13 protein-coding genes and 1 pseudogene are annotated in these 11,607 nt (G+C 69.4%); 12 read left to right on the top strand and 2 right to left on the bottom strand.

The window, feature by feature from the left end; translation table 11 throughout:
* Window positions 1–390: pseudogene (locus J0695_RS13345) on the top strand (TetR/AcrR family transcriptional regulator); the annotation flags it as partial.
* A gap of 42 nt (window positions 391–432) precedes the next feature.
* On the opposite strand, the gene J0695_RS13350 reads toward J0695_RS13345, so the two are convergent.
* Complete coding sequence (locus tag J0695_RS13350) at window positions 433–591, bottom strand: hypothetical protein (RefSeq protein WP_206962246.1); 159 nt, start codon at window positions 589–591, stop codon at window positions 433–435.
* Window positions 592–787: 196 nt separating this feature from the next.
* On the opposite strand from J0695_RS13350, the gene J0695_RS13355 reads away from it, so the two are divergent.
* The 5 genes from J0695_RS13355 to J0695_RS13375 all read left to right on the top strand — a co-directional run bounded on the left by J0695_RS13355 (window position 788) and on the right by J0695_RS13375 (window position 4,129).
* Window positions 788–973, top strand: coding sequence for a hypothetical protein (locus tag J0695_RS13355; RefSeq protein ID WP_206962222.1), 186 nt, complete (start codon window positions 788–790; stop codon window positions 971–973).
* 272 nt (window positions 974–1,245) lie between these two features.
* A complete protein-coding gene (gene dhaK / locus J0695_RS13360; RefSeq protein ID WP_206962223.1) occupies window positions 1,246–2,238 on the top strand; it encodes a dihydroxyacetone kinase subunit DhaK in 993 nt (330 codons plus the stop codon).
* 77 nt (window positions 2,239–2,315) lie between these two features.
* Window positions 2,316–2,882, top strand: coding sequence for a dihydroxyacetone kinase subunit DhaL (gene dhaL, locus J0695_RS13365; RefSeq protein ID WP_206962244.1), 567 nt, complete (start codon window positions 2,316–2,318; stop codon window positions 2,880–2,882).
* Complete coding sequence (locus J0695_RS13370) at window positions 2,879–3,289, top strand: PTS-dependent dihydroxyacetone kinase phosphotransferase subunit DhaM (protein ID WP_206962224.1); 411 nt, start codon at window positions 2,879–2,881, stop codon at window positions 3,287–3,289. The genes dhaL and J0695_RS13370 overlap by 4 nt, the downstream gene beginning before the upstream one ends.
* A gap of 90 nt (window positions 3,290–3,379) precedes the next feature.
* A complete protein-coding gene (locus tag J0695_RS13375; RefSeq protein WP_206962225.1) occupies window positions 3,380–4,129 on the top strand; it encodes an SDR family NAD(P)-dependent oxidoreductase in 750 nt (249 codons plus the stop codon).
* An 83-nt stretch (window positions 4,130–4,212) separates the two neighbouring features.
* Here the strand turns inward: J0695_RS13375 and J0695_RS13380 are convergent, their stop codons facing one another.
* On the bottom strand, window positions 4,213–4,830 hold the full coding sequence (locus J0695_RS13380; protein WP_206962226.1) for an LAETG motif-containing sortase-dependent surface protein: 618 nt from the start codon (window positions 4,828–4,830) through the stop codon (window positions 4,213–4,215).
* A gap of 469 nt (window positions 4,831–5,299) precedes the next feature.
* On the opposite strand from J0695_RS13380, the gene J0695_RS13385 reads away from it, so the two are divergent.
* From J0695_RS13385 to modA, 6 genes are all read left to right on the top strand, one after another.
* Window positions 5,300–7,270, top strand: a complete 1,971-nt coding sequence (locus J0695_RS13385; protein ID WP_206962227.1) for an APC family permease — start codon at window positions 5,300–5,302, stop codon at window positions 7,268–7,270.
* Window positions 7,271–7,339: 69 nt separating this feature from the next.
* Entirely contained in the window at window positions 7,340–8,281 is a 942-nt protein-coding gene (locus J0695_RS13390) for a LysR family transcriptional regulator (protein ID WP_206962228.1), read from the top strand.
* 112 nt (window positions 8,282–8,393) lie between these two features.
* Window positions 8,394–9,560, top strand: a complete 1,167-nt coding sequence (locus tag J0695_RS13395) for an NAD-dependent formate dehydrogenase (RefSeq protein ID WP_206962229.1) — start codon at window positions 8,394–8,396, stop codon at window positions 9,558–9,560.
* A 186-nt stretch (window positions 9,561–9,746) separates the two neighbouring features.
* Window positions 9,747–10,220: a molybdopterin-dependent oxidoreductase gene (locus J0695_RS13400; protein ID WP_206962230.1), complete on the top strand. Its 474-nt coding sequence runs from the start codon at window positions 9,747–9,749 to the stop codon at window positions 10,218–10,220.
* Between the two features lie 86 nt (window positions 10,221–10,306).
* Window positions 10,307–10,702 (top strand): TOBE domain-containing protein, encoded by a 396-nt coding sequence (locus J0695_RS13405; protein WP_206962231.1) that lies wholly within the window; start codon window positions 10,307–10,309, stop codon window positions 10,700–10,702.
* Window positions 10,703–10,780: 78 nt separating this feature from the next.
* Window positions 10,781–11,578 carry a molybdate ABC transporter substrate-binding protein gene (modA, locus tag J0695_RS13410; protein ID WP_206962232.1) on the top strand — a complete coding sequence of 266 codons (798 nt, stop codon included), beginning with the start codon at window positions 10,781–10,783 and terminating at the stop codon, window positions 11,576–11,578.
* Window positions 11,579–11,607: the final 29 nt, after the last annotated feature.

Genomic DNA, 11,607 nt, shown 5'->3' on the forward strand with positions numbered 1-11,607 from the left:
GCCTCCCGCCTGGAGCCGCTGCAGCAGAGCGTGCGGGAGGCTCAGGAGGCAGCCGCGTCCTCACCGCGGCAGGGGGTGCTCGCCCTGCTCGATGTCGCACTGCGCTTCAAAATCGAGAACCGGAACCTGATGTCGGCAGCGGAGGACGCCGGACTCAGCAGCCCCTACCAGGCCGGGCACTACAGCTGGTGGCACGAGAGCCTTCGCGGAGCGCTGGCTCAAGTGCCGGGTGTCCACGCCCCGGACTTCACCGCCCATGCCCTGCTGGCGGCGATCCGCGCCGACCTCGTGGCGTACTTGATCGACGATCAGAAGATGGCCCCTGACGCTATGCGCTCCTCGCTCGCGACCTACGTCGACGACGTACTCGGCACGCGCGAGGAGGCGTGAGCGGCAGGGGGTGTGCCGTGGGACCGGGACGCCGGCTCGGTGTCAGTCCCCGATTGCCTGGTAAAGCGTGGTCCAGAAGTCGTGCATCAGGCGCACCGGATCCGGGACGGACGCCCCGACCTGGGTGAGCAGGATGCCGGTGGGGTCGAGGGCGGTGCCGTTGTCGCGGAAGCCGCACGCACGCACCTGCTCGGCAGGCACGGCGCACGGGTCGCCCACTCCTTGGCCTCGGCGCTCGGCACAAGACTCGCGGACCACACGGCCACCAGGAGGTGCACTGCGGTCTCCCGCTGCTGACAGGAGACCCAGGGGTCGTCTGCTGGATGGCACTCTCGGCCGCTTGATGAAGGGAGAGGTCCGTTGTTGACGCGCCGGCGGCGCCGTACAGCAAGACGGCATGGAGCGCCATGAAGACCTGCGCATCCTCAGCACCGAGTTGCACAGCGTCCTGGGCATGGCGGACGAGCTCGGAGTGCCTGGCGAGCTGGACGTCCAGCTGCCCTCCGGCACTGCCACCGTGCCGAATCGGGAAACGGTCCATGGCATCTTCGCCCGCGAGATCTGGGTGGGCATGCCTTCCTGAGCTGTGGCGTGAGGAACCCCTCGTGCCATGCCCACGAGCAGTCTGCCCTGACTGACGCCCGGGCATGGGGCATGCCGCGATCTGCCCGTCCCGAACCGCAGACAATCCGAAGCCGGCTTTCGCCCCCCCCCATCAGCGCCATCCCCACGGCCCGGTCGGCTCCCCCACGGTCACGTGTCGAACTCATCGCCGCGGGGAGTGACCTCCGGGCACGGCCGTTCGATACTGGACTGCTACCTGCACGCCCCTGACAGGCTCACCAGGAGGTACTCGTGAGGATGCTCATCAACGTCCCGGAAACCATCGTCGCCGACGCCCTGCGCGGGATGGCCGCCGCACATCCCGACCTCACGGTGGATGTCGAGAACCGCGTGATCGTACGGAGGGACGCACCCGTCTCCGGAAAGGTCGGCCTGGTCTCCGGCGGCGGCAGCGGGCACGAACCGCTGCACGGCGGGTTCGTGGGGCGCGGGATGCTGACCGCCGCCTGTCCCGGCGAGGTGTTCACCTCGCCGGTGCCCGACCAGATGGTGCGGGCCGCCGCCGCCGTCGACAGCGGTGCGGGCGTGCTGTTCGTCGTGAAGAACTACACGGGCGACGTCCTCAACTTCGACATGGCCGCCGAGCTCGCCGAGGAGGAGGACATCCGGATCGCCAAGGTGGTCGTCAATGACGACGTGGCGGTGACCGACAGTCTGTACACGGCGGGACGGCGCGGGACCGGGGCGACTCTGTTCGTCGAGAAGCTTGCGGGGGCCGCCGCCGAGGAGGGTGAGCCGCTGGAGCGCGTGGCCGAGATCGCCAAGCGCGTCAATGAGCACTCGCGGTCCTTCGGGGTCGCGCTCAGTGCCTGCACGACGCCGGCGAAGGGCAGCCCGACCTTCGATCTGCCGCCCGGGCAGCTGGAGTTGGGCGTCGGCATCCACGGCGAGCCGGGGCGTGAGCGGCGGGCCATGATGACCTCGCGGGAGATCGCCGACTACGCGGTGGACGCGATCCTCGACGACCGGCGGCCGACAGGACCCGTACTGGTCCTGGTCAACGGCATGGGGGCGACACCGCTGCTGGAGCTGTACGGGTTCAACGCCGAGGTGCAGCGCGTGCTCGCCCAGCGCGGCGTGGTCGTCGCCCGGACGCTCGTGGGGAACTACGTGACCTCGCTCGACATGGCGGGCTGCTCGGTGACGCTCTGTCAGATAGACGAGGAGCTGCTGCGGCTCTGGGACGCACCGGTGCAGACCGCGGCCCTGCGCTGGGGCTGCTGACCCGTTCCCGTACACCGTCATCTCACCAAGGAGGCTCCGTGCCCGACACGCTCGACGCCGAACTCTTCCGCCGCTGGATGGACGCGATGGCCGCCGCCGTCGAACGGGAGGCGGAGCGGCTGACGGAGCTGGACTCGGCCATCGGCGACGCCGACCACGGCAGCAATCTGCGGCGCGGTTTCACGGCCGTGGCCGGCGCGCTGGAGAAGGAGACGCCGGAGACCCCCGGCGCCGTACTCACGCTGGCGGGACGGACTTTGATCTCGACCGTGGGCGGGGCTTCGGGGCCGTTGTACGGAACGCTGCTGCGGCGCACCGGCAAGGAGCTCGGGGACGCGACCGCGGTGAGCCGGGAGGAGCTCGCCCGAGCGCTCGGCGCCGGGGTTGGCGCGGTGGCCCGGCTCGGCGGTGCGCAGCCCGGGGACAAGACCATGCTGGATGCGCTGCTGCCCGCGGTCGATGCGCTCGGCTCGTCCTTCGACGCGGCGCGGGTGGCAGCCGACGCCGGGGCTCTCGCGACCGTGCCACTGCAGGCCCGCAAGGGCAGGGCGAGTTATCTCGGCGAGCGCAGCATCGGGCACCAGGATCCGGGGGCGACCTCGGCCGCGCTGCTGATCGGTGCGCTCGCCGAGGTGGCCGCGTGAGCGCGGAGGGCGTCGTCGGGATCGTGCTCGTTTCGCACAGTGCGTCGGTCGCAGCCGCCGTCGCCGAGCTCGCGCGTGGGCTGGCGGGTGGCGGCTCGACCGCCCCGGTCGCCGCCGCGGGCGGCACGCCCGACGGCGGTCTCGGTACGAGTTCGGAGCTGATCTGCGCCGCGGCACGCGCGGTCGACCGGGGCGCGGGTGTCGCCGTACTGGTCGATCTGGGCAGCGCCGTACTCACCGTGAAGGCGCTCCTGGCAGAGGGCGACGAACTGCCCGACGGCACACGGCTTGTGGACGCGCCCTTCGTGGAGGGTGCGGTGGCCGCCCTCGTCACCGCGTCCGCGGGAGGCGATCTGGATGCGGTCGAGGCGGCGGCCGTGGAGGCATACGACTACCGGAAGACATAGGCCGTTTCCTTGACTCGACTCCCGCACCGTCTTAGCGTCGTCATGCATGGACATGATTGATGTTCACATACTGGGACGGTGGGGTGGGTCGTGAGTCAGCGACGCGTAGTGGTGTCCGGCGGCGGTACGGGGATCGGCCGTGCGGCGGCCGAGGTCTTCGCCGCCGGCGGCGACCGGGTCGTCATCATCGGGCGGCGTGAGGAGGTCCTGCGCAAGGCCGCCGACGAGATCAACGCCGTACACGGCGAGTCCTCGGTCACCTGGACGACCGCCGACCTGAGCGAGCCCGAACAGGTCCGCGCCGCCGTCGGGTTCATCACCGCGGACGGCGGTACGGTCGACGTCCTGGTGACCAATGCGGGCGGCAATGTCGCGTCCGGCAACGACGGCACCCTGGAGGCCATCGCCGATGGCTATCTCGCCAACTTCGCCGCCAATGTGCTCACCTCGGTCCTGCTGACCGAGGGGCTGCTCCCCCACATCACGCGCCCCGGGGGCCGGATCATCCATCTGTCGTCGATCGCGGCGCTGCGCGGGCCCGGCTCGTACGGCGGCTCGAAGGCCGCGGTCAATACGTACACCTTCGAACTCGCCCAGCGGGTCGGCAAGGACGGCATCACGGTCAATGCGGTCTCTCCGGGCTTCGTGGCGGACACCGAGTTCTTCGGGGACCGGGCGACGCCCGAGTTCGTGGCCTCGCGGGTGGCGCAGTCGCTGACCGGGAAGCCCGGACTGCCGAGTGAGATCGCCGCGGCGATCCACCATGTGGCATCGCCCGAGGCCGCGTACACGACCGCGCAGATCCTGCACATCAACGGCGGTGCCGCGCTGGGGCGTTGACGTTCGGTACGGCAGCGGACGCCGAGGCGGCCGGCACCCCCGAAGGGGTGCCGGCCGCCTCAGTGCTTCGGTCGGTCAGTACGTCAGTGCTGTGCGGAGCGACGCTTGCGCGTGGCCCACACGATGCCGCCACCGGCCAGGATGACCACAGCAGCCGTGCCCGCGATGAGCGGCGTGGAGCTGGAGGAGCCCGTCTCGGCCAGGTTCGCCGGCGACGTGGAGGGTGCGGGGGCCGCACTCGTGGGCGCCACGCTCGTGGACGCGCTCGCGCTCGGGGCCGGGGCCTCGGAGCTGGGAGTCGCGCTCGGGGTCGGGGTCTCGGACGCCGGCGGCGTCGGGGTCGGCTTGGTCGGGCAGACCGGGGCGGTCTCGTCCAACGTCTTGTCGTAGCCCTCGTCGTGCGCATCGATGATGAGCTGGAGAGCAAGCGGCTTGTCGTGCGCGTCCAGCTTCTTCGACCAGCTGAACTTGTCCTGGAAGTGCTCGAGGGGAAGGAGGTCCTTCCCGTCCACGGTGACACGCACCGTGTTGTCGCCATTGCCGTACGCGGTCAGGTCAACGCTGACCTCGTCGCAAGAGACGGTCCACTTGGGAGTGTGGGCCTGCGCCGGTACAGCGCTGAGTCCGACTCCGACAACGCCTGCAGTCGCGGCCGCTATGAGCGCCCCCCGGCGTCGCCACGATCCTCTAGTCACGGTCACTAAATTCCTCCGGAATTGCTGCGCCGCCCGACTGGCGGCACGCGCGCAGATTATCGCCTGGCGGCACAGGCCTTTACACAGGCCCCACATTGCTCAGGTGCGCCCAATACACCCACAGACCCGAGCAGTTGGCAACCGTCCGGAGAGGCCTTGATGGCAAACGTTCCGCAATCGAGCCAATGCTGTACGGGAGGAGCGGAAGAAGCGGAGAAATGCGCCGCTCAATTCGCCCACATGCTGCTCTAATGCCCCAGGATGCCCAAGTGGCTTCATCTAAAGCGCAATTGCCTGAATAGCCAGGTTCGCCCGCCACACATCGTGAGAGCGGCGCCCCGTCACCCGCCTTCCGCCGGACACCCGCGGACACGCCGTGACCTGCGGCGGAGCCGCACCCCAGCCGTATGCCGGGTGACCATGTGGTGGACACTCACTCTTCGAAGCCCGCCAGACCGCCCAGGGAGACCCCCGCATGACCGGCACTCAGGCCGAAACGACAGCCGAGCCCAAGGCATCGGCCCGCCCGTGGCGCACCTGGCTGCTGGAGGGGCTCAGTGAGCAGTCCGCCCGCCATCCCGGTCCCCACGGCACTCCTCCGGCCGAGCACAAGGGCCACACCTGGTGGCGGGTGATGTGCCTGACCGGCGTGGACTACTTCTCCACCCTCGGCTATCAGCCGGGCATCGCCGCCCTGGCCGCAGGCCTCCTCTCCCCGCTGGCCACCCTGGTCCTGCTGGCCCTCACCCTCGGCGGAGCGCTGCCCGTGTACCGGCGGGTGGCGAAGGAGAGTCCGCACGGCGAGGGTTCGATCGCGATGCTGGAGCGGCTGCTGCCCTGGTGGGCGGGGAAGCTCTTCGTCCTGGTGCTGCTCGGGTTCGCCGCGACCGACTTCATGATCACCATCACCCTGTCGGCAGCGGACGCCTCGGCGCATGTGGTGGAGAACCCTTTCGCCCCCGGCTGGCTGCACGGCGAGAATCTCTGGATCACCCTGGCTCTGATCGCCGCACTCGGCGCGGTCTTCCTCAAAGGGTTCAAAGAGGCCATCGGGATCGCCGTGGTCCTCGTGGGCGTCTATCTGACGCTCAATCTCGTCGTGCTGACCGACGCCGTGTGGCATGTGGCCACCAAACCGGTGGTGGTGAGCAACTGGTGGGACGCCATGACCGCCGAACACTCCTCTCCGCTGGCCATGATCGGCGTGGCCATGCTGGTCTTCCCCAAGCTCGCGCTCGGCATGTCCGGTTTCGAGACGGGTGTCGCGGTGATGCCGCAGGTGCGCGGGGACGCTTCCGACACGTTCGAGAATCCCGCCGGGCGCATTCGCGACACCCGCAAACTGCTCACCACCGCCGCGGTGATCATGAGCTGCTTCCTGCTGGTCTCCAGCCTCGCGACCACGATCCTCATTCCCACCGACGAGTTCAAGGCGGGCGGCCAGGCCAACGGACGCGCACTCGCCTATCTCGCCCATCAGAATCTGGGCGAGGCCTTCGGCACGGTGTACGACGTGTCGACGATCGCCATCCTGTGGTTCGCCGGGGCCTCCGCGACCGCGGGGCTGCTCAATCTCGTACCGCGTTATCTGCCGCGTTACGGCATGGCGCCCGAGTGGACCCGCGCGGTACGGCCGCTGGTGCTGATCTTCACGGCCATCGCCTTCTTCATCACCGCCTGGTTCAACGCGAACGTGGACGCGCAGAGCGGCGCGTACGCGACCGGCGTACTGGTGCTCATGCTCTCGGCCGCCTTCGCATCGACCGTCGCCGTGCACCGGCGGGGCCGGCCGCGTGCGGCCATCGGTTTCGGTGTCATCACCGCGGTCTTCGCGTACACCCTGGTCACCAATGTCATCGAGCGGCCCGACGGCATCAAGATCGCCCTGCTGTTCATCATCGGCATCCTGGTCACCTCCTTCGCCTCGCGGGTCCACCGCGCCTTCGAACTGCGTGCCGCCGAGGTCACCTTCGACCGGAAGGCGCTCATGGTCATCGACGAGTGCGCGAAGGCGGGGCCGATCCGGGTGATCGCCAATGAGCCGCAGGAGCGGGACATGGCGGAGTACCGCAGCAAGGAGTACAGCCAGCGCGAGGCGACCCACATCCCCGGCGGCGGGCCCGTGCTGTTCCTGGAGGTGACCGTCCCGAACTCCTCCGACTTCAGCGGCGACGTGTCCGTCCACGGCGTCCAGCACCACGCCGTCCGCATCCTGCGCGTCGTGGGACCGGTCGTGCCCAACACCATCGCCGCCGTCCTCCTCGAGGTGCGCGATCGTACGGGGAAGGTCCCGCACGCCTACTTCAACTGGACCGAGGGCCATCCGCTCAGCCATCTGCTGCGCTTCCTGGTCTTCGGCGACGGCGAGGTCGCGCCGGTCACCCGCGAGGTGCTGCGGCGCGCCGAACCGGATCCGGCGCGGCGCCCGCGCATCCACGTCGGCTGATCCCGCGGGAGGGACGGGCCGCACGCACTGCCCCTGGACGGTGATCCGTTCCGCCGTACAGCATGAGCCATGCTGCTTCGCCAACTCGAGTACCTGGTCGCCCTCGCCCGCGAGCGGCACTTCAGCCGTGCCGCCGACGCCTGCTTCGTCTCCCAGCCGTCCCTGTCCGCGGCGATACGCAAGCTGGAGCACGAGCTCGACGTGCCGATCGTGCGGCGCGGGCGGCGCTTCGAGGGGCTGACGCCCGAGGGCGAGCGGGTGCTGGCGTGGGCGCACCGGATCCTCGCCGAGCGGGACGCCCTGCAGCAGGAACTGTCCGTGATGCGGGGCGGGTTGACCGGGACGCTGCGGCTCGGTGCGATTCCTACCGCGCTGACCTCGGTGTCACTTCTCACCACACCGTTCTGTTCGGCACATCCGCTGGTCAGGGTCGGCCTGGAGTCGATGTCGTCCCGCCAGATCCTGGACGGTCTCGCGGAGTTCGAGCTGGACGCGGCGATGACGTACGTCGACGACGACACCCTGCGCCATGTCCGGAAGATGCCGCTGTACGAGGAGCGCTATCTGCTGCTCACTCCGCTGGTCGGGCCTCTCACCGGGCAGCGCAGGGCCCGCTGGTCGCAGGCCGCCGACCTGCCGCTCTGCCTGCTCTCCCCCAGGATGCGCAACCGGCAGATCATGGACGAGTGCTTCTCGGCCGACGGAGTCACCGCGACACCCGCACTGGAGTCGGACACCGTCGCCGGGCTGTACGCGCATCTGACGGGCGGCGCCTGGTCCAGCGTCATCTCGCACGCGTGGCTGCACATGTTCGGCGTGCCGAAGGGGATGCGCGTACTTCCCCTGGAGGGTCCGGCACACGGGCCCCGGGTCGGGCTCGTCATCGGTGACCACAATCCGGAGTCGGTACTGGGCCGGGCACTGTGGGAGACCGCCCGGGGCGCGCGGGTGCGCGACACGCTGGACGAGCTGCTCGCCGCCCACATCGGCCCTGCCACCGGCGGGAGTTGATAGTTCCGGGCTATGACGGCATAGCAACGTTCGCTTTGACGGTCATGTCCCTTCGCGAGGAACGTGGAGGCATTCCCGCACCTCACACCCCTCAACGACGAGGAGCCTCATCATGGCCAAGGTTCTGTGCGTGCTGTACGACGACCCCAAGGACGGGTACCCGTCCTCGTACGCCCGTGACGACCTGCCCGTCATCGACCACTACCCCGGCGGCCAGACCGCCCCCACCCCGCAGGGCACCGACTTCACCCCCGGCCATCTGCTCGGCAGCGTCTCCGGCGAACTGGGCCTGCGCACCTTCCTGGAGAGCCGCGGCCACACCCTGGTCGTCACCTCCGACAAAGACGCGGCGGGCTCGGTCTTCGACCGTGAACTGGCGGACGCGGACGTTGTCATATCGCAGCCGTTCTGGCCGGCCTATCTGACCCCCGAGCGCATCGCCGCCGCCAGGAACCTGAAGCTGGCCGTGACCGCGGGCATCGGCTCCGACCACGTCGACCTGGACGCCGCCATCACGCATGGCATCACCGTCGCCGAGGTGACGTACTGCAACAGCATCAGCGTCGCCGAGCACGTGGTGATGATGACGCTCTCGCTCGTACGGAACTACCTGCCGTCGCACCGGACCGTCCTGGACGGCGGCTGGGACATCGCCGACTGCGTGGCCCGCAGCTACGACCTGGAGGGCATGCACGTCGGTACGGTCGCGGCCGGACGCATCGGCCTCGCCGTGCTCCGCCGTCTCGCCCCCTTCGACGTGAAGCTGCACTACACCGACCGGCACCGACTGCCCGATGAGGTTGAGGCGGAGCTGGGGCTGACCTTCCACGCATCGGCCGAGGAGATGGTCCCGTACTGCGACGTGGTGACCATCAACGCCCCGCTGCACCCGGAGACCGAGGGGCTCTTCGGCGACAAGCTGCTCGGCTCGATGAAGCGCGGGACCTACCTCATCAACACCGCACGGGCGAAGATCGTCGACCAGGATGCCGTCCAGAGCGCCCTGGAGAGCGGGCAGTTGGCGGGTTACGCGGGCGACGTCTGGTATCCGCAGCCCGCACCGGCCGATCACCCGTGGCGCACCATGCCGCACCACGGGATGACCCCGCACATCTCGGGTTCCTCGCTCTCCGCGCAGGCCCGGTACGCGGCGGGCACCCGGGAGATCCTGGAGTGCTGGCTGGAGGGCACACCGATCCGTGACGAGTATCTCATCGTCCAGGGCGGCGGGCTGGCCGGCACCGGTGCACACTCCTACGCGGTCGGCGGGCGCAGCTGAACCAACGCCATCCGCATCTGCCAGATCTGATCTCGCACTGACATGACAACTGCTATGAGAATCAAGCCTTTTGCTTGCTTCTGAGGTTCACTGTGACGCATGCCGGGAAGGACCTTCAGGCAAAGGACCTTCGGGCAAAGGACCTTCGGGCATACGTCACAGCGGATCATTCACAGGGGGCAGTCGATGAGCCGACTCGGAACACTCACCGGGCCGTTCGTCCTGCAGGGGGAGCTGCACAGCCCGGCCACCCTGACCGTCGCCGAGCTGCGGGAGGGGTGGGAGCAGCACCGGGCCGACGTGGTCTTCGACTGCGCCACCAGCGGCCCGCAGCGGCACACCTTCGAGGGTCCCCTCCTGCGGGAGGTCGTCGCCGCCGCGGGCCCCGCCTTCGACGCCCGGCGCCGGAAGGACCGCTCCCGGTTCGTCCTGACGGTCACCGGTGAGGACGGCCATCACACGGTGCTGTCCTGGGCGGAGATCGACCCCGACTTCGGCAATGCGCCGGTCCTGCTGGCCACCCGCATGGACGGCCGGGGACTCGATGCGGAGGGCAGCCAGCTGGTGGTCCCCTCCGACCGCTGCGGGGCCCGCTACATCAGTGCGATCACGCGCATCTGGGTCGGCACGTGCTCCGCTCCGGCGCGACCCACCTCTTAGGCTTTCCTCCAAGAGGGTTGGCAGATGCCCCACAGATCGCCACCAGGGATTGCAGATGCCAGCCCACAAGGCCTAACTTTCCGTTTATGCAGTCCTACACCATCGGTCAGGCAGCTCGTCTGCTCGGCGTCAGCCCCGACACCGCTCGTCGCTGGACGGACGCCGGAAAGGTCGCGACCCATCGCGACGAGAGCGGCCGCCGGCTGATCGACGGCCGCGATCTGGCCGCCTTCTCCGTCGAGGTCGCCCAGAACGGCGCCGGCGAGGAGGACACCTCGTACACCTCCGCCCGCAACGCCTTCCCGGGCATCGTCACCGCGGTCAAGCTCGGCGACGTCGCGGCGCAGGTGGAGATCCAGGCGGGCCCGCACCGGCTCGTCTCGCTGCTCACCCGCGAGGCGGTCGAGGAGCTGGGGCTCGAGGTCGGCATGCAGGCCACCGCCCGCGTGAAGTCCACCAGCGTGCACATCGACCGCGTCTGACGTCACCGCTCACACCCCTGCGGGGGCCGTCCGTCCCACGGCCCCCGCCGCTTCGTCCCACCTAGGAGTCCCACCCTCATGTCTCTCGTCATCACCAGGCGCAGGTCCGCCGCCGCGGTCCTGTCGGCAGCCCTGCTCGTCTCGCTGGCCGCCTGCGGCAGCGACAGCAAGAAGGACAGCGGGTCCAAGTCCACCGGGGCCACCGTCACCAAGGCCGATCTGACCGTCCTCGCCGCCTCCTCGCTGACCGACGTCTTCAAGACGGCGGGTGCCGCGTACGAGAAGGAGCACCCGGGCGTCAAGGTGAAGTTCTCCTTCGCCGGATCCCAGGAGCTGGCCGCCCAGGTCAAGCAGGGCGCCCCCGCCGACGCACTGGTCACCGCGGACACCAAGACCATGGACGGTCTGACGTCCGACACCGGCACCCCGACGGTCATCGCCAAGAACCGCCTGGTCATCGCCGTCGGCAAGGGCAACCCGGAGAAGGTCGCCTCACTCAAGGACCTCGCCGACACCAAGCTGAAGGTGGTGCTCGCCGCACCTGAGGTGCCGGTCGGCAAGTACAGCAAGAAGGTCCTCGACGCGCAGAAGATCACGGTGAAGCCGGTCTCGCAGGAGCCGAACGTGCGCGCCGTACTGAGCAAGGTGGAGCTGGGCGAGGCCGACGCCGGTCTCGTCTACAAGACGGATGCGTCGACGGCGACCGACAAGGTCGACGCCATCACCATTCCCGACGCGCAGAACGCCGTGGCCTCGTACCCGGCCGCGACCCTGAAGACGTCGAAGCACGCGGATGCCGCCGCGGCCTTCGTGAAGTGGCTCTCCACTCCCGAGGCGCAGAAGATCCTCCAGGACGCGGGATTCCAGCAGCCGTAACCGCAGCGGGCCGCCCGGACCCCGGTTCC

Source organism: Streptomyces beijiangensis (assembly GCF_017315755.1).
GTDB lineage: Bacteria > Actinomycetota > Actinomycetes > Streptomycetales > Streptomycetaceae > Streptomyces > Streptomyces beijiangensis.